The following is a 17,950-nucleotide window of genomic DNA, read 5'->3' as shown; positions in this document are numbered from 1 at the left end:
CTTGCTTAAGTTACTTTTTTTACAGTAATCTCTTACTGCTTTCTTTGCAACTTACACAAACTATAGGACAGACTCTTTTGTGAATTATATCTCTATTTATCTAAATTTTTGTCTAGACAAAGGGGACCACCTTAAGCTTTCTCACTTTGCTTATTATTGCTGATAATCAGCTTTTCTAAAGTTTTCTCTTTGTCACATAAATCCTCAATTTCTTTACATTCTAAAAGTAAAATTGACCGTATCCCAGAATTTATATAACCTTTACTATACGCTAACTCTACCTCCAGCCTACATGATTTGCAAAATTTATTTTTACTTAATTTTATATTATAGCCATATTCACATAAACTTGATATTGTAGAATTAGTTTTTTGCACACGATCTCTGATCGTATTACTTCTAATTTTATGCAAAAATTTTATATCTTGTTCCTCTTTGCTTTTTGGCAGCACAGTTTTTAATTCTGGATCACGAGCCGCTTTGCATATTGCTAACGCATCGTTATAATCATTTTTCTGTTTCGATGTAGCATAAACTTTTACATCTTTTGTTTTCATTAGTTTGACTTGCAAACCAAGCTTAGCAATTTCCTGTGACCAATAATTAGCTCCTCCACATGCTTCCATAGCTACCAATGAACTTTTATCGAGATTGCTTAAATAGGCTATTAACTCATCTCTTGTAACTTTTTGATAACCTATTTTTTTGCCATTTTGATCGACTTGCACCAAGTGCATACTATTTTTTGCTAAATCTATTCCTATTATAGTATTTTTTATGCTATTATTTATCATGGTATGGACCTATTAATTAAATTATTATTTAATTTGGAGCAGCTGAAAACTATTTTTCAGCTGACTCCGTACAAGTAAAGCATATTTCGCTTCACTCGTCCATACCATCATTCCCGCTTCGGTGCGGAATCTATAATACCTCAGGGCATTTTTAGATCCCGCACTGAAGCAGGGATGACAACCATTGTCCTATATTTTATTCAAATCTGCAAAAAAACTTGATTATCGAGTAATAGTTGTGATAACGCTGAAATCATTCTCCCTCTCCTTAAGTCTGAATAACATAAGTAATAGGGCTTTGATCAAGCGTTATCTACTCTTTTCTCGTTAATCTTTTTGTCATGTACTGAGGGTTTGGTTGTAAAACTTTTGATTATTCATTATATTTGTAACTTAATAGTCTCACACCACGATATTTACTATTTTCGAGGGTATTATGATAATTTTCTTAGGCTCTTTGCCGCTTAAATGTTTTTGTATCTCGGGTAATTGCATTACCATATTCTGAATCTCAATATTGCTCGTTACGTTGGCAAATTCTTGTGTAGCTCTCAGTTTGCCATTAACTTGGATAGCCATGGTATAAGATTCTAGCTCCAGCAATGATTCATCGAAAGAAGGCCAGGAAGTTTGATATAATCTTTCCTTACTACCTAATTTTTGCCAAATTTCCTCTGTAATATGTGGAATAAATGGGTTAAGTAACATAATCAAGACTGTAAACCCCTCTTTAACACTAGACCTCTTGCAAAACTCTACTTCTGCTGGTAATTTGTACGTCGATGCGGTACTCGAATCCTCACGTACATTTGAGTACGCTGCGGTTCGAGGTGAAGCGTCTCCTTCAAATTCCTCAGCATAAGCGAGTTTTGCAAGAGGTCTACTATCAATATTGCCTTCCTTGCCCTTAGATATTTCATCTGACAAAGCATTAAATAGTTCCCGCATTCTTGCTATGGCTTTATTTAGCTTAAAATCCTTTAATTCTTCGGTAACATGTTTGATAGTGTAGTGGGTAAGCTTTGTTAATTTATTTGATTTATTACTAGAACCTTCCGTTATTTCACTATTAATTAGTATTTCTGCCATATTTTCTAGCTTACTAATAAAACGAGAACAGCCTTCAAGACCATTTGCCGACCATTCAAAATCTTTCTCTGGCGGGCTATCGGAGAGGACAAATAGCCTAATAGCATCAGCACTATGGTTGGTCAATATTGATTCTAAATCCACGACATTCTTTTTGGATTTACTCATTTTTTCTATTCGTCCTTGAACTACTTTTTCTCCAGTATTTTTATTAATCCACTTATCAGACTGTTTTATTACCTCATCTGGGTAAAGCCAATTATTATTAGCATCTTTATAAGTAGCATGTAGAACCATACCCTGAGTTAGCAAATTATTAAAAGGTTCGCGAATACTAAGATAATCTTGTTCGTTCATTACTTTGGTAAAAAATCTGGAATAAAGAAGATGCATTACTGCATGTTCAATTCCACCAATATACTGATCAACAGGTAACCAATAATCACATGCTTGCTTATCGGTTATATCTTTTGCTGCCACGTTACAATAACGGGTGAAATACCAAGAAGACTCAAAGAATGTATCTAACGTATCAGTCTCTCGAATAGCTTGTTTTTGGCATTTTGGGCAATTAGTATCTTTCCAAGTAGGATGCAAATCAAGAGGGTTGCCATTTCCATAAAATGTAACATCGCTTGGTAGAGTTATTGGTAAGTCTTTTTCAGCTACTGGCACAGTTCCACAAACTGAGCAATATATTATTGGGATAGGACAGCCCCAATATCTTTGTCTAGACACTCCCCAATCCTTCAGACGGTAGTTAATAGTACGTTTTCCTAAACCACGTTTTTCAAATTCTTCTATAGATTTTTGTTTAGCATCCTGAACAGCAAGATCATTCAAAAAGTCTGAGTTGATCATCATACCATCACCCGTGTAAGGCTCCGAGTATACGTCCATTTGAACATCTTTGTTAATTACTACCTGCTTTATTGGCAAGCCCATTTTCTTTGCTAATGCATGATCTCTTTCATCATGAGCTGGACATCCAAAAACCGTCCCAGTACCATAATCCATTAGTACGAAATTTGTTATTATGACAGGAATAATAATTGTCGAATCAAATGGGTGAATGGCAAAAAGGTTAGTATACACCCCTTCTTTTTCAGCTTTATCTACTGCAGCATTAGTGTGTAATTGTGAACATTTTTCAATAAACAACACCATATCGTTATTTTTATTCACCAATTGCCCAATTATTGGGTGATTATAGGCTATTGCAACAAAACTTGCTCCAAAAATAGTTTCTGGTCGAGTAGAGAATACTTCTATATTAGCTTGATGATCTTTAATTTTAAAAGTAAAATTTGCTCCTTCCGATTTACCTATCCATTTTTCCTGCATAGATTTAACAGAATCAGGCCAAAATTCCAGTTTTAAAATTTCATTTAATAGCTCTTCAGCGTAATTAGTAATTTTTAAAAACCATTGTTTTAAATATTTTTTTTCAACTAAAGCACCTGAACGCCATCCACGACCATCTACTACTTGTTCATTAGCTAAAACAGTATTATCAACAGGATCCCAATTTACTAAAGATTCTTTTTGATAGGCTAAACCTCTATTATAAAGTTCTAAAAAGAATTTTTGTTCATGCTTATAATAATCTGGATCACAAGTTGTTATTTCTCTCGACCAATCATATGAAAAGCCAATTGATTTTAGCTGATCTCGCATAGTTGCGATATTTGAATAAGTCCAGTCTTTAGGATTAGAGTTATTATTAATGGCAGCATTTTCTGCTGGCAAACCGAAAGCATCCCAACCCATGGGATGCAATACGTTATAGCCTCGTGATTTCATAAAACGAGCGATACAATCTCCAATAGAATAGTTACGTAAATGTCCAACATGAATTTTCCCAGAAGGATAAGGTAACATTTCAAGTACGTAATATTTAGGCTTATCACTGTTGTCTTTTGCGGCAAAAGCTTTTTCCTCAAGCCAAATTCTTTGCCATTTTTTCTCAATATTTTTCATAAAATTTTATTCTATATCAGTTATAAAATAATATAGCATAAATATTTAGTGCCACTAATAACAAAAGATATTATTTTAGAAAATTATTTGTGTAATATTCAGTTTGGTTAAGTACAGAAGATGGCTATAATTAGTATCTCGCCTTACGCATGGCATTAAAAGTCATAAAACGCAAAATTTGTCATATATGGACGAGTGAATTTGTCAACAAAGAAAATAAAAAAAATAGAGCCACAAAGGAAGCGGTCATATATTCGGCATCGAGTGCCATAATGGTTTCTGCATTCTTATAAATATCCTTGAGTGACCTCTCATTCCCACGGCTTCTAGAGCCTCGACATAATTACGGATTTTATTCAGAATACTTATTCATTAACTCTTTAACTTTCGTTCTCTTTATTGTTACTATTCTTTACTCGCAATATTTATCAATTACCAATTTTTATTTAGTTGACATAGTTTCTTCTTTTTTCTCAACTAAACTAATTTGCAACATATTCGCTACCATTGGTGACTACTGCATAAGCAATCCTTGCTAACTTATTTGCTAAACCAACACATATAATATTATATGATTTATTTTCAGCAAGTTTCTTCACTGCCCACTGCACTAGTTTATCTTTGATTCCTTACCACTTTTTGCTCTTATTGCTATTGTCCTTGCGGCTTGAATCAACATAGTTCTGGCATATCTATCTCCCTGTTTGGTAATCCCTCCTAAAACTATCTTATCTCCTGAGCTATGTTGCTTTGGTACCAAACCAAGCGAAGCAGCAAAATCCCTCGGGGTTGGATAACTTTCCATTGGGGCTACACTCAAACAACTAGCATTGATTGCTCCAATGCCAAAAATTGTCTGCAACCTAGTAGCTTTCTCACTTTGCTTATTATTGCTGATAATCAGCTTTTCTAAAGTTTTCTCTTTGTCACATAAATCCTCAATTTCTTTACATTCTAAAAGTAAAATTGACCGTATCCCAGAATTTATATAACCTTTACTATACGCTAACTCTACCTCCAGCCTACATGATTTGCAAAATTTATTTTTACTTAATTTTGTATTATAGCCATATTCACATAAACTTGATATTGTAGAATTAGTTTTTTGCACACGATCTCTGATCGTATTACTTCTAATTTTATGCAAAAATTTTATATCTTGTTCCTCTTTGCTTTTTGGCAGCACAGTTTTTAATTCTGGATCACGAGCCGCTTTGCATATTGCTAACGCATCGTTATAATCATTTTTCTGTTTCGATGTAGCATAAACTTTTACATCTTTTGTTTTCATTAGTTTGACTTGCAAACCAAGCTTAGCAATTTCCTGTGACCAATAATTAGCTCCTCCACATGCTTCCATAGCTACCAATGAACTTTTATCGAGATTGCTTAAATAGGCTATTAACTCATCTCTTGTAACTTTTTGATAACCTATTTTTTTGCCATTTTGATCGACTTGCACCAAGTGCATACTATTTTTTGCTAAATCTATTCCTATTATAGTATTTTTTATGCTATTATTTATCATGGTATGGACCTATTAATTAAATTATTATTTAATTTGGAGCAGCTGAAAACTATTTTTCAGCTGACTCCGTACAAGTAAAGCATATTTCGCTTCACTCGTCCATACCATCATTCCCGCGTAGGCGGGAATCTAGACCCCGCACCGAAGCAGGGTGACACTAACCTGAATATTGCATGAAAGAATAGAGACAAAACCTAAGGTGGTCCCCTTTGTCTTTCCCGCGTAGGCGGGAATCTAGACCCCGCACCGAAGCAGGGTGACACTAACCTGAATATTGCATGAAAGAATAGAGACAAAACCTAAGGTGGTCCCCTTTGTCTTTCCCGCGTAGGCGGGAATCTAGACCCCGCACCGAAGCAGGGTGACACTAACCTGAATATTGCATGAAAGAATAGAGACAAAACCTAAGGTGGTCCCCTTTGTCTTATATGGACGAGTGAATTTGTCAACAAAGAAAATAAAAAAATAGAGCCACAAAGGAAGCGGTCATATATTCGGCATCGAGTGCCATAATGGTTTCTGCATTCTTATAAATATCCTTGAGTGACCTCTCATTCCCACGGCTTCTAGAGCCTCGACATAATTACGGATTTTATTCAGAATACTTATTCATTAACTCTTTAACTTTCGTTCTCTTTATTGTTACTATTCTTTACTCGCAATATTTATCAATTACCAATTTTTATTTAGTTGACATAGTTTCTTCTTTTTTCTCAACTAAACTAATTTGCAACATATTCGCTACCATTGGTGACTACTGCATAAGCAATCCTTGCTAACTTATTTGCTAAACCAACACATATAATATTATATGATTTATTTTCAGCAAGTTTCTTCACTGCCCACTGCACTAGTTTATCTTTGATTCCTTACCACTTTTTGCTCTTATTGCTATTGTCCTTGCGGCTTGAATCAACATAGTTCTGGCATATCTATCTCCCTGTTTGGTAATCCCTCCTAAAACTATCTTATCTCCTGAGCTATGTTGCTTTGGTACCAAACCAAGCGAAGCAGCAAAATCCCTCGGGGTTGGATAACTTTCCATTGGGGCTACACTCAAACAACTAGCATTGATTGCTCCAATGCCAAAAATTGTCTGCAACCTAGTAGCTTTCTCACTTTGCTTATTATTGCTGATAATCAGCTTTTCTAAAGTTTTCTCTTTGTCACATAAATCCTCAATTTCTTTACATTCTAAAAGTAAAATTGACCGTATCCCAGAATTTATATAACCTTTACTATACGCTAACTCTACCTCCAGCCTACATGATTTGCAAAATTTATTTTTACTTAATTTTATATTATAGCCATATTCACATAAACTTGATATTGTAGAATTAGTTTTTTGCACACGATCTCTGATCGTATTACTTCTAATTTTATGCAAAAATTTTATATCTTGTTCCTCTTTGCTTTTTGGCAGCACAGTTTTTAATTCTGGATCACGAGCCGCTTTGCATATTGCTAACGCATCGTTATAATCATTTTTCTGTTTCGATGTAGCATAAACTTTTACATCTTTTGTTTTCATTAGTTTGACTTGCAAACCAAGCTTAGCAATTTCCTGTGACCAATAATTAGCTCCTCCACATGCTTCCATAGCTACCAATGAACTTTTATCGAGATTGCTTAAATAGGCTATTAACTCATCTCTTGTAACTTTTTGATAACCTATTTTTTTGCCATTTTGATCGACTTGCACCAAGTGCATACTATTTTTTGCTAAATCTATTCCTATTATAGTATTTTTTATGCTATTATTTATCATGGTATGGACCTATTAATTAAATTATTATTTAATTTGGAGCAGCTGAAAACTATTTTTCAGCTGACTCCGTACAAGTAAAGCATATTTCGCTTCACTCGTCCATACCATCATTCCCGCGTAGGCGGGAATCTAGACCCCGCACCGAAGCAGGGTGACACTAACCTGAATATTGCATGAAAGAATAGAGACAAAACCTAAGGTGGTCCCCTTTGTCTAGACAAAAATTTAGATAAATAGAGATATAATTCACAAAAATTAAATTGTTGTTTTTATACAATATTTTTTTCAAAATATACACATTCTGGAGTTTTATAATCCAAAGCTTGATGCATCCTTTGTCTATTATAAAAGTCCATATATTCGTTAATTGCTGTCTTTGCCTCCTTTACTGTTGTTAAAATAATCCGATAAATTTTTTCCTGTTTTAATGATCGCCAAAAACGTTCAATAAAAATATTATCTAAGGCTCGTCCCTTACCATCCATACTAATCAAGATATTATGTAGCTTTAGCATACTAATAAAATTCTCCGAGGTAAATTGTACTCCTTGATCAGTATTAAATATTTTTGGCATACCATATTTTTATATCTTACGTCAGTTCGGGATAAGATATAGATGAAATAGTAATAGATAAAAGGATTGTCAAAAAGGAGTGCCTGCAGTATTTATATTTTTAAACAAAAAAACAAACTACAGGCATGAAAAAAGATATCACAGAATTATATAGTTTTATAGATGATTTTTGTAAAATTTATTTGGAGTATGAACAGAGAAAGTTATTACCATCAAATAAGCAAAGAAATCGCTGTTGTAGCATGAGTCTAAGTGAAATGTTAACAATAATAATTATGTTTCATACATCCTATGCTAAGAATTTTAAATTTTTCTATAAAAGTTATATAGAGTGCATGCATAAGGATGATTTTCCCAAAGCCTTGAGTTATAATAGATTTGTTGAATTAATGGCACGATTATTCATACCGCTAAATATGTTGATTCATTTGTTGTTTGGTGAGGAAACAGGTATTTATTTTATTGACTCTACAACGATTAAAGCTTGTCACAATAAAAGGCGTTATAGCAATAAAGTTTTTAAAGGATTAGCCAAACATAGTAAATCCTCTATGGGGTATTTTTATGGTTTTAAATTACATGTAATAATCAATAATAAAGGGGAGTTTATGGCATTAAAAGTGACCAAAGGCAATGTAGATGATAGGGTTCCAGTACCGGAGTTAACAAAAAGATTAACTGGAATTATAGCAGCTGATAAAGGTTATATTAAGCAAAATTTGTTCTTAAATTTATATGAAAGAGGCTTAAAAATGATTCATGGAATTAAGAAGAATATGGAAAATAAATTAATGGATTTGAAAGAAAAAATCTTACTTCGAAAGCGTAACTTAATTGAAACAGTTTTTGATTATCTAAAAAATAAAATGAACCTTGAACATACTAGACATAGATCACCAATAAATGCCTTTGTCCATATATTATCTACTCTTGTTGCTTACTCATTAAAGAAAAATAAACCTTCAACAAAATTTGATTTTAATCTACATGTTCACAATATCCTTATCCCGAATTGACGTGTAGACCTAAAACCAAATATAGCTAGTGTCATTGGTGCTGTAACAATTGGCACATAAAAATTTGCTATAAACAAGGTAATGTCAAAAAGGTTATTACCGGATAATGCAATAAAAACTCCAACTATTCCTGCTAAAACTGAGAAAGATTTTGCGATGGTTAATTCATTTTTCAACTTAATTCCAAACGTCTTGCATATATCTTCACTAAATAAGACAGCGGATGTATTAATATAGGAATCTACTGTAGACATAACCATGGCAGCAATACCAGCCGCTGTTAAACCTATAAGACCCTTATATGAGTAATTATGGAGTATATAATTAATAATATTATCTGGATCTAGATCCTCACCTGTGGCACGAGCGAGTATTGCAAGCCAAGAGGAGAAAATAATTATTGTAACACAGGCAACGGAAGCTATAGCAAAAGCTCTAGATGCTTGACGCGTGTTTTTTGCCATTAAAATTCTTTGAAAAATGCTTGGATCCATAGCAGGTAGAATGAACCATATAAAGATGCTAACCCAACTCAAACTAAATAAATAATTATAATCTAGGAATTTTTCTGAGGACACAACATCATAGACTACTTGGCTATTATCAAGTGAATTCCATAAAATAAAGGCTATTACTGGAACAAATACACCAAAGGTAAAAAACTGTACTAAATCCGTATAAACAACGGCTTTTATTCCACCAAAGGCTGAATATATTATTACAATAATACTACACAGTAATATTATATAAATACCTTCTGCCCCTGTCATCCAAGATACAAGATTTGATAATACTTTAATTTGCAGCCCAACATAACCGATAGCCAAACATATTGCTGCTATTGCAGAAAGCACTTGTACATGTTTACCATATAAATTTCCCATGGTGGAGGCTATAGACAAATTACCTAAAAAACTTTTCATCCTAGGTATATAAAATACAGATAAAAGCAAAAGCATTAATCCGTTAGCAATCATTATAAAAATAAACGGGAGAGCAGATGTATAAATTTTTGATATGCTAAATAAGAAAAAACCAGCACCAATCCAAGTAGCAATTAATGTACCTGCAATATCTCCTGTGCTAAATTTTCTATCTCCAAGGGCATAATCCGCGATTGTAGTATTTTCTTTTCCAGCGAAAATACCTACGAGTGTATTGACAGCTAGAAATCCAAAAAAAATTATTAAATCAATTGAAGAAAACATATAAACTGAATATTTAATTACTATCTCTTATATGATTCTAGTTAATAATAATCTTATATCAACTACATAAAATAATCAGGACGAAACCAGCAATTCCAAATATGACATTATAGATACATAGAGAAATGGTTCTGTCGCATCTATAAATTATGCTATACCAAAATTGTTACAACTTATATTTTGGACATTATGATGCCATTAACATAGCAAAATTCTCAAAAGTAGAAAGATTATCATTAGCTCCAATTATTTGTCTTTTTTGAATCATACGAACATTTTCTATACCGGTAATAGTCATTTCTGCAGAATGAAAACTCTTAAAACCAAGCATTGGCTTTGTACGTTTTTTGATAAACCTATGATCTTGTTCTACAAGATTATTTAGGTATTTTTTCTGAATAACCTTAATTTTATAATCTTCAGGAGCTTCTGTATTACGTCAATTCGGGATAAGGATATTGTGAACATGTAGATTAAAATCAAATTTTGTTGAAGGTTTATTTTTCTTTAATGAGTAAGCAACAAGAGTAGATAATATATGGACAAAGGCATTTATTGGTGATCTATGTCTAGTATGTTCAAGGTTCATTTTATTTTTTAGATAATCAAAAACTGTTTCAATTAAGTTACGCTTTCGAAGTAAGATTTTTTCTTTCAAATCCATTAATTTATTTTCCATATTCTTCTTAATTCCATGAATCATTTTTAAGCCTCTTTCATATAAATTTAAGAACAAATTTTGCTTAATATAACCTTTATCAGCTGCTATAATTCCAGTTAATCTTTTTGTTAACTCCGGTACTGGAACCCTATCATCTACATTGCCTTTGGTCACTTTTAATGCCATAAACTCCCCTTTATTATTGATTATTACATGTAATTTAAAACCATAAAAATACCCCATAGAGGATTTACTATGTTTGGCTAATCCTTTAAAAACTTTATTGCTATAACGCCTTTTATTGTGACAAGCTTTAATCGTTGTAGAGTCAATAAAATAAATACCTGTTTCCTCACCAAACAACAAATGAATCAACATATTTAGCGGTATGAATAATCGTGCCATTAATTCAACAAATCTATTATAACTCAAGGCTTTGGGAAAATCATCCTTATGCATGCACTCTATATAACTTTTATAGAAAAATTTAAAATTCTTAGCATAGGATGTATGAAACATAATTATTATTGTTAACATTTCACTTAGACTCATGCTACAACAGCGATTTCTTTGCTTATTTGATGGTAATAACTTTCTCTGTTCATACTCCAAATAAATTTTACAAAAATCATCTATAAAACTATATAATTCTGTGATATCTTTTTTCATGCCTGTAGTTTGTTTTTTTGTTTAAAAATATAAATACTGCAGGCACTCCTTTTTGACAATCCTTTTATCTATTACTATTTCATCTATATCTTATCCCGAACTGACGTTATAGCGTCTTCAAGGGCTGTTACACAAAATTCACTTTCCAAACTAATGGAGATTCGCCAACTTAGAATATAACGACTATACCAGTCAATAATAGCTACTAAATATACGAACCCTTGGCTCAGTCTTATATACGTTATATCTGCACTCCAAACCTGGTTTGGCAATACTATTTCTAATCCTTTTAGTAAATAAGGATATATTTTATGCGCTTGATTCCTCTTGCTTAAATTTATTTTAGGATAAACAGCTTCAAGACCCATTATCTTGTAGTAACGTCTAACAGCTTTACGACCTACCGAAAAACCTTGGGCTTGTAAATATTTAGCCATCCGCCGCATACCATAATATGGATGCATAGTATAGGTCTCATCAATTATTGCCATAATCTTGATATCTTGTTCACTAATACCAGTAGGTTGATAGTAATAGGTTGACCTGCTAATATCCAATAACTTATACCAATTGCAATAATTAACACGGTGTGTTTATCCAGTCTCTATACATAATTGATTTTACTAAATCTACATTATGAGCAAATTGATTCCAAGCGTAACAAGCCATAGTGACGATATCTTCATATACACCATAACATTGGTTAGACAAGAAATGATTTTTGATCCATTCCCAAACTTGTTCCATTGCATTAAGTTCCGGTGCATAGGGCGGAAGCGGTATCAAAGTGATATTGCTTGGCACAGTTAGTTTTTTGGCTGTGTGCCAACCTGCATTATCCGTTAGTAAAGCTATATGTCGGTTGCCTTGAATACTGCGAGAAAGCTCTTCTAAGAATTTATTCATTGCCTGTGTGTTTGCATATGGTAAAATTAATGCAAAAGCTTCTCCTGTATCATGGCAAGCAGCTCCATAAATATATGTTGAAATGAATTGCTGTTGCCGAACTTTACGGGGTCTAGTGCCACGCTTAGCCCATATACGAGTTAAGCTACCTTGTTGCCCAACTCGAGTTTCATCCTGAGACCATATATCAACTTTACATCTATCGATATTTTTTGGTAATAATTTTGTTAACATGTCTGGGAAGTTTTTTTATATGTATTTTGAGTCTCTTGATTTGACTTTGGATGCATTGAACGAGAAGTAATCCAGCTAAAACCAAGGCGGTGCATAGTATTGTAGACTGTTTTTAAAGCGCATTTAGCACCATATTCCTCAAGTAACATGATATGTAGCTCCTTTCCAGTTATATACCCACCAGTTTTACTTTCACTGAGCGTATTGATTTTATCAAAAAGAGCAGACTCTTGTATAGTGTTAATCTTCCTAGGGGTGCCGCTTCTTTGTGATTCAAATAATCCTTCAAAACCATGATTCCTAAATCTTCTGAGCCATGATTGCACAGTTTTCCAGTGTGATACCAATTGCAATAATTAACACAGTGGTGTAAAATGGGTTTTTAACTGATAAAGGTACTCAAATGGCTAGGTTAATATTACCACAAGGTTTTCATGGTCATGATTTTATAAAAATGATGAAACATGAGCCGCATGGTCGAAATCGTATACGTTTATTGGCGATGTATCACCTTCAATTAGGCAAATCTTTAAAAGCCATATCTGAAATAGTGAAGTCACACTGGAAAACTGTGCAATCATGGCTCAGAAGATTTAGGAATCATGGTTTTGAAGGATTATTTGAATCACAAAGAAGCGGCGCCCCTAGGAAGATTAACACTATACAAGAGTCTGCTCTTTTTGATAAAATCAATACGCTCAGTGAAAGTAAAACTGGTGGGTATATAACTGGAAAGGAGCTACATATCATGTTACTTGAGGAATATGGTGCTAAATGCGCTTTAAAAACAGTCTACAATACTATGCACCGCCTTGGTTTTAGCTGGATTACTTCTCGTTCAATGCATCCAAAGTCAAATCAAGAGACTCAAAATACATATAAAAAAACTTCCCAGACATGTTAACAAAATTATTACCAAAAAATATCGATAGATGTAAAGTTGATATATGGTCTCAGGATGAAACTCGAGTTGGGCAACAAGGTAGCTTAACTCGTATATGGGCTAAGCGTGGCACTAGACCCCGTAAAGTTCGGCAACAGCAATTCATTTCAACATATATTTATGGAGCTGCTTGCCATGATACAGGAGAAGCTTTTGCATTAATTTTACCATATGCAAACACACAGGCAATGAATAAATTCTTAGAAGAGCTTTCTCGCAGTATTCAAGGCAACCGACATATAGCTTTACTAACGGATAATGCAGGTTGGCACACAGCCAAAAAACTAACTGTGCCAAGCAATATCACTTTGATACCGCTTCCGCCCTATGCACCGGAACTTAATGCAATGGAACAAGTTTGGGAATGGATCAAAAATTTTCTTTGTTGACAAATTCACTCGTCCATATATGACAAAAAAGTCAGATGTCACCCCTGCTTTGATGCGGGGGCTTAGATTCCGCACCTAAGCACGAATAACAAAGGGACGAACGCGAATGACAAAGATGCAACCATTATCCCATCGTTCAAGCTTTTACTTAGATATCCTTCACATATCCTAACAAAACGGCTTGTACTACTATTTTAGCTAGGACGCAACAAAAATTTCATAAAAGTAAACAAAGATTTACTTTTATTTAATAATTCAGTGGTATTTTTTTAGCAAATAATTAAATTCTGCACCATATATAAAAATCATGTTAATAATATAAAAGAACATTAGGGTTATTATTATACCACCAAGTGAACCATATATTATGCTTAATTGGTTATAACTTCTTATCCAAGTAGATAATAAATATCCACTTATCACCCATAAAATTACTGTTAATAAAGCTCCAGGAACTACATCTGTAAAATTTAATGTTATATTAGGGACGATATAATATAATGATGATGAGGTAATAAATAATGAACAAAAAATTATAACATATCGTAAAATAGTTAGAGCTAGCATATGTTCTTCCATTATTTGTAAAATCATCGGAAGTTTTGTCAATATTATTGGCACTATAATTAAAATGAACATAGCAAAAGTAACGAATATGCTGATTACTAAGAACTGTACTATGCTAAGTAATCTTCGTCTTATGTATGGAGGGGGTGATTTTATTTCATATACCCTATTTAAGATTGTTCTTAAACATTCAACAAAAGATGATGCGGTCCATATACTTCCTACTATCGCTACGGTCATTAGACTTTGAGGTGGAGTTTTACTAAGTTCATTTATCCTAGTTTTTATTGAGTCAGTAGCCAATTCTGGCATACTCTCAAGAAAGATAGTTATAAAATTCTGCCCGAGTTCTGAGGCACCAATAAAACTTGTTAATGCTAATAAAAAAACTAAAAAAGGAAAAAATGCCATGAGTATCATAAATGACATATACCCTGAATGTTCAACCCCATCATGTTCAATTGTTTTTAAAATTGCCTGATATAAACATTTTATAATTCTTTTCATCAACTGACTTTATTTTGCTTTATATTAGTTAAAATAATAACACTCGTCTTAATGTCACCCCCACAACTGTTGGAAGTTAGAAAAGGAAACGGTTTTAGACCGGATAGTTTAAAAGTCGTATGTGGTCAACGTCATTGCGAGAAAGACCTTAGGTCGACGAAGCAATCCATAAAAGTAACCAAAGATGGATTGCCACGACCACTACGTGGTCTCGCAATGACAGAAAACCTATCTAAAACCCGCTTCCTCTTATAACTTTCAACAGTTGTGCTGGATACCTGCCTACGCAGGTATGACACTAAGTTAAGCAGGGATGACAATTTATAACGTGGAAATTACAACTCTTTCGTTTATAGTCAATTTACCTGAATTAGTGCCGAATAAGCACCCATCATGCTGTCATTGCGAGACCATTTAATGGTCGTGGCAATCCATTTTTGGTTACTTTTGTGAATTGCTTCGTCGGTCTGGCGACCTCCTCGCAATGACGAAGCAATGAGTTACTCGGCTAATACAGTTCCTATTATAGTGTTAAACCCACAATCTACATAATGTATCTCACCGGTAACTCCTGATGATAAGCTACTCAGCAGGTATAAAGCAGACCCTGCAACATCACTAGGCGAAATATTTCTGCGTAACGGTGAAGTAGCCTCATGGGAAGCGAGCATAGTTTTAAAATCACTAATACCACTAGATGCTAGAGTTTTAATAGGCCCAGCTGATATGGCATTCACTCGGATGTTATTTGACCCCATATCAGTTGCAAGATATTTTACACTGCATTCTAATGCAGCTTTAGCAAGTCCCATCACATTATAATTACGAATCACCTTTTGGGAGCCATAATAAGTTAGAGTCAGGATACTTCCCCCATCTTTCATCAAAGGTTCTGCACGCTTTGCCATAGCAGTTAGAGAATAACATGATATATTCATGCTATTAAGAAAATTAGGTAATGTGGTATCTATATATCTACCTTTCAATTCATTTCGATCAGAAAAAGCTATAGAATGAACTAAAAAATCAAGCTTTCCCCATTTTTGTTCAATAAGTTTAAACAAATTATCAAGTGACTGTTCATCGGTTACGTCACATGGAGCAACAAAATTACAACCAATTTCCTCAGCAAGGGGCTTAACGCGTTTTTCAAGCATTTCTCCTTGATAGGTAAGGGCTAAGTCTGCACCATGTTCTTTGGTCATTTGAGCAATAGCCCAAGATATTGACAAATTATTAGCGACGCCTGTAATTAGTCCTTTTTTACCATCAAGTAAACCCACAATTTGCATATATTCTCCATACTTTATAATTAGACCTTGCTCAAACAATAGCATTATGTATATTTTTGTAAATAACTTTTAAAATATAACTCACCTTACGCATGGCATTTAAAAGTCATATAGAAAATAGCTTGGCGTCATTGCGAGAAGCTACTTTAGTAGCGACGAAGCAATCTAATGAATGTGGATTGCTTCGACCACGTAGTGGTCTCGCAATGACGTTTTGTACTTTTCCGGAATTTTTAAATTGTCATGGGATTTATCGTAAGGTGAGAATATAACCAAAGTATAACACTAATAATAGATAGCACTAATGTTTTTATCCAAAATATTTATACTTATTTCAGGTATGGTTAGCGGTTTAGTTTTTGCTCCAACTTTCTTCGTACCTGGGTTATTTTTCTTGGCACTACTATGTTATCAAGTACAAATTGCTAATAATTGGCAAGAAGCCTCTATATTAGGCTTTATATTTGGTTTTGGGCATTTTTTAGTCAATATGTACTGGATTAGTATAGGGGTCACTGTTTATATTGATGAATTTTGGTGGGCGATACCATTGGCGTTATTTGGTTTACCAGTTATTCTTGCTTGTTTCATCGCTATAACCTGCGGTTTAGGATTTTTAGCGAAGAATAATAATTTATATCAGTTTATATTTTGCCTTTATTGGGTATTTTTTGAATGGGTAAGATCATGGATATTTACCGGATTGCCGTGGAATTTACTTGGATACGCTTTTTCATTTTCCGATACTCTCATCCAGTCTTCTAGTATTATAGGAATATATGGTTTAAGTTTTATTGTAATATATATATCAACTAGTTTTTATCACCTATTTACTAAACAATATAATCTATTAAAAATATTATTAGTGAATTCATTAATAATATTTTCTATAATAACTTCCTACGGTTTATTAAGGCTACATAACAATCCTAGCGATTTCTCAAATATAAAAGTTCGATTAGTTCAGCCAACTATTCCACAAATTGCTAAATGGGACGTTGAAGAATTTTGGAAAAATTTAAATCTTCATATTGCATTATCTGAAAAACCAGGTGACGTAGATCTAATTATATGGTCGGAAGCCGCTATGGTAGTACCATATGACTATAAACCAATCAAAATGAAAATATTAAAGATGCTAGAAAATAAAAAGGCAATTTTAATTACTGGTGGTATAACAAATAATGGTAAACAGGGAGATGATTTTGAAATTTATACAAGTTTATACGCTTTAACAAAAGAAGGGGATAAATTATTTGAATATCATAAATCTCATTTAGTGCCATTTGGTGAGTATATGCCTCTTAAATGGATATTACCATTGAAGAAATTAACCCCTGGGTTATTAGATTATACTGAAGGAAGCAAACAATTGGTTAGTATTGACCAACCTGCTATAACCATAAAACCTCTGATTTGTTATGAAGCAATCTTTCCAAATCTCGTTCAAACGAGTAATAAACTTTCAGATGTGATTATTAACGTCACTAATGATACATGGTATGGAAACTCCTCTGGTCCATACCAACATTTACAAATTAGTCGTATGCGTAGTATAGAAAACGGTCTTCCTATGCTTAGAACGGCTAATAATGGTATATCGGCTGTAATAGACCCGGTAGGTAGAATTATTCAACAACGAACTCTCAATGAAGTAGGTTATATAGATAGTTTATTACCAAATAAGCTGAAATATGAAACTTTATACTCCCAATATGGCGATATATGTGCTTTATTAGCAATAATATTTATCCTAATTAGCTATAAATTGATGAGAAGTTGGGGACGTCGTCACTATAGTACCCTACAATTTTGAGAAGATGA

At 33.4% G+C, this 17,950-nt stretch carries 17 protein-coding genes and 3 pseudogenes; 4 read left to right on the top strand and 16 right to left on the bottom strand.

Going from position 1 to position 17,950, the window contains the following annotated elements:
- Positions 1-131: 131 nt before the first annotated feature.
- From NBW66_RS00690 to NBW66_RS00670, 7 genes are all read right to left on the bottom strand, one after another.
- Complete coding sequence (locus NBW66_RS00690) at positions 132-794, bottom strand: IS110 family transposase (protein ID WP_250311445.1); 663 nt, start codon at positions 792-794, stop codon at positions 132-134.
- Between the two features lie 402 nt (positions 795-1,196).
- A complete protein-coding gene (leuS, locus tag NBW66_RS00685; protein ID WP_250311444.1) occupies positions 1,197-3,863 on the bottom strand; it encodes a leucine--tRNA ligase in 2,667 nt (888 codons plus the stop codon).
- 482 nt (positions 3,864-4,345) lie between these two features.
- Positions 4,346-4,474 carry a hypothetical protein gene (locus tag NBW66_RS14345; RefSeq protein WP_284346678.1) on the bottom strand — a complete coding sequence of 43 codons (129 nt, stop codon included), beginning with the start codon at positions 4,472-4,474 and terminating at the stop codon, positions 4,346-4,348.
- A complete protein-coding gene (locus NBW66_RS00680; RefSeq protein WP_250311443.1) occupies positions 4,474-5,391 on the bottom strand; it encodes an IS110 family RNA-guided transposase in 918 nt (305 codons plus the stop codon). The genes NBW66_RS14345 and NBW66_RS00680 overlap by 1 nt, the downstream gene beginning before the upstream one ends.
- A gap of 722 nt (positions 5,392-6,113) precedes the next feature.
- A complete protein-coding gene (locus NBW66_RS14340; RefSeq protein WP_284346678.1) occupies positions 6,114-6,242 on the bottom strand; it encodes a hypothetical protein in 129 nt (42 codons plus the stop codon).
- The gene (locus NBW66_RS00675) at positions 6,242-7,159 is read right to left on the bottom strand and encodes an IS110 family RNA-guided transposase (RefSeq protein WP_250311442.1); all 918 of its coding nucleotides are present in this window, start codon (positions 7,157-7,159) and stop codon (positions 6,242-6,244) included. Before NBW66_RS00675 ends, NBW66_RS14340 begins: the two co-directional genes overlap by 1 nt.
- 269 nt (positions 7,160-7,428) lie before the next feature.
- Positions 7,429-7,734, bottom strand: coding sequence for an integrase core domain-containing protein (locus tag NBW66_RS00670; protein WP_250311441.1), 306 nt, complete (start codon positions 7,732-7,734; stop codon positions 7,429-7,431).
- Positions 7,735-7,859: 125 nt separating this feature from the next.
- Between NBW66_RS00670 and NBW66_RS00665 the strand changes: the two genes are divergently transcribed.
- Complete coding sequence (locus NBW66_RS00665) at positions 7,860-8,750, top strand: IS982 family transposase (RefSeq protein ID WP_250310582.1); 891 nt, start codon at positions 7,860-7,862, stop codon at positions 8,748-8,750.
- Here NBW66_RS00665 and NBW66_RS00660 read toward each other — a convergent pair.
- From NBW66_RS00660 to NBW66_RS00635, 7 genes and pseudogenes are all read right to left on the bottom strand, one after another.
- A complete protein-coding gene (locus NBW66_RS00660) occupies positions 8,726-9,958 on the bottom strand; it encodes a sodium:solute symporter family protein (RefSeq protein ID WP_250311440.1) in 1,233 nt (410 codons plus the stop codon). The genes NBW66_RS00665 and NBW66_RS00660 overlap by 25 nt on opposite strands.
- A gap of 187 nt (positions 9,959-10,145) precedes the next feature.
- Positions 10,146-10,394 (bottom strand): annotated as a pseudogene (locus tag NBW66_RS00655) (DDE-type integrase/transposase/recombinase); the annotation flags it as partial.
- A 3-nt stretch (positions 10,395-10,397) separates the two neighbouring features.
- Positions 10,398-11,288 carry an IS982 family transposase gene (locus NBW66_RS00650; protein ID WP_250310582.1) on the bottom strand — a complete coding sequence of 297 codons (891 nt, stop codon included), beginning with the start codon at positions 11,286-11,288 and terminating at the stop codon, positions 10,398-10,400.
- A gap of 107 nt (positions 11,289-11,395) precedes the next feature.
- Positions 11,396-11,605 (bottom strand): annotated as a pseudogene (locus NBW66_RS14815) (DDE-type integrase/transposase/recombinase); the annotation flags it as partial.
- A 36-nt stretch (positions 11,606-11,641) separates the two neighbouring features.
- Positions 11,642-11,779, bottom strand: a pseudogene (locus NBW66_RS14810) (IS3 family transposase); the annotation flags it as partial.
- Positions 11,780-11,867: 88 nt separating this feature from the next.
- Positions 11,868-12,428 (bottom strand): IS630 family transposase, encoded by a 561-nt coding sequence (locus NBW66_RS00640; RefSeq protein ID WP_250310543.1) that lies wholly within the window; start codon positions 12,426-12,428, stop codon positions 11,868-11,870.
- On the bottom strand, positions 12,422-12,781 hold the full coding sequence (locus tag NBW66_RS00635) for a winged helix-turn-helix domain-containing protein (protein ID WP_250311438.1): 360 nt from the start codon (positions 12,779-12,781) through the stop codon (positions 12,422-12,424). Before NBW66_RS00635 ends, NBW66_RS00640 begins: the two co-directional genes overlap by 7 nt.
- Before the next feature lie 50 nt (positions 12,782-12,831).
- Here NBW66_RS00635 and NBW66_RS00630 point away from each other — a divergent pair, with 50 nt between their 5' ends.
- Complete coding sequence (locus NBW66_RS00630; RefSeq protein WP_250310542.1) at positions 12,832-13,332, top strand: helix-turn-helix domain-containing protein; 501 nt, start codon at positions 12,832-12,834, stop codon at positions 13,330-13,332.
- On the top strand, positions 13,326-13,760 hold the full coding sequence (locus NBW66_RS00625; RefSeq protein ID WP_250311437.1) for an IS630 family transposase: 435 nt from the start codon (positions 13,326-13,328) through the stop codon (positions 13,758-13,760). The genes NBW66_RS00630 and NBW66_RS00625 overlap by 7 nt, the downstream gene beginning before the upstream one ends.
- A gap of 255 nt (positions 13,761-14,015) precedes the next feature.
- On the opposite strand, the gene NBW66_RS00620 is transcribed toward NBW66_RS00625, so the two are convergent.
- Complete coding sequence (locus NBW66_RS00620) at positions 14,016-14,834, bottom strand: YihY/virulence factor BrkB family protein (RefSeq protein WP_250310811.1); 819 nt, start codon at positions 14,832-14,834, stop codon at positions 14,016-14,018.
- 500 nt (positions 14,835-15,334) lie between these two features.
- A complete protein-coding gene (locus NBW66_RS00615) occupies positions 15,335-16,126 on the bottom strand; it encodes an enoyl-ACP reductase FabI (RefSeq protein ID WP_250311436.1) in 792 nt (263 codons plus the stop codon).
- A 304-nt stretch (positions 16,127-16,430) separates the two neighbouring features.
- Between NBW66_RS00615 and lnt the strand changes: the two genes are divergently transcribed.
- On the top strand, positions 16,431-17,942 hold the full coding sequence (gene lnt, locus NBW66_RS00610; protein ID WP_250311435.1) for an apolipoprotein N-acyltransferase: 1,512 nt from the start codon (positions 16,431-16,433) through the stop codon (positions 17,940-17,942).
- Positions 17,943-17,950: the final 8 nt, after the last annotated feature.

It is taken from the genome of Rickettsia endosymbiont of Oedothorax gibbosus (assembly GCF_936269705.1).
In the GTDB taxonomy this organism is placed as follows: Bacteria; Pseudomonadota; Alphaproteobacteria; order Rickettsiales; family Rickettsiaceae; genus Tisiphia.
Note: the sequence above shows the minus strand (reverse complement) of the source record. Positions and strands in the feature narration are given on the sequence as shown.

Bases quoted from the DNA above. Each gene is read 5' to 3' on its own strand.
- NBW66_RS00690 (WP_250311445.1), bottom strand. From the start codon at position 794: ATGATAAATAATAGCATAAAAAATACTATAATAGGAATAGATTTAGCA.
- leuS (WP_250311444.1), bottom strand. From the start codon at position 3,863: ATGAAAAATATTGAGAAAAAATGGCAAAGAATTTGGCTTGAGGAAAAA.
- NBW66_RS00680 (WP_250311443.1), bottom strand. From the start codon at position 5,391: ATGATAAATAATAGCATAAAAAATACTATAATAGGAATAGATTTAGCA.
- NBW66_RS00675 (WP_250311442.1), bottom strand. From the start codon at position 7,159: ATGATAAATAATAGCATAAAAAATACTATAATAGGAATAGATTTAGCA.
- NBW66_RS00670 (WP_250311441.1), bottom strand. From the start codon at position 7,734: ATGCCAAAAATATTTAATACTGATCAAGGAGTACAATTTACCTCGGAG.
- NBW66_RS00665 (WP_250310582.1), top strand. From the start codon at position 7,860: ATGAAAAAAGATATCACAGAATTATATAGTTTTATAGATGATTTTTGT.
- NBW66_RS00660 (WP_250311440.1), bottom strand. From the start codon at position 9,958: ATGTTTTCTTCAATTGATTTAATAATTTTTTTTGGATTTCTAGCTGTC.
- NBW66_RS00650 (WP_250310582.1), bottom strand. From the start codon at position 11,288: ATGAAAAAAGATATCACAGAATTATATAGTTTTATAGATGATTTTTGT.
- NBW66_RS00640 (WP_250310543.1), bottom strand. From the start codon at position 12,428: ATGTTAACAAAATTATTACCAAAAAATATCGATAGATGTAAAGTTGAT.
- NBW66_RS00630 (WP_250310542.1), top strand. From the start codon at position 12,832: ATGGCTAGGTTAATATTACCACAAGGTTTTCATGGTCATGATTTTATA.
- NBW66_RS00625 (WP_250311437.1), top strand. From the start codon at position 13,326: ATGTTAACAAAATTATTACCAAAAAATATCGATAGATGTAAAGTTGAT.
- NBW66_RS00620 (WP_250310811.1), bottom strand. From the start codon at position 14,834: ATGAAAAGAATTATAAAATGTTTATATCAGGCAATTTTAAAAACAATT.
- NBW66_RS00615 (WP_250311436.1), bottom strand. From the start codon at position 16,126: ATGCAAATTGTGGGTTTACTTGATGGTAAAAAAGGACTAATTACAGGC.
- lnt (WP_250311435.1), top strand. From the start codon at position 16,431: ATGTTTTTATCCAAAATATTTATACTTATTTCAGGTATGGTTAGCGGT.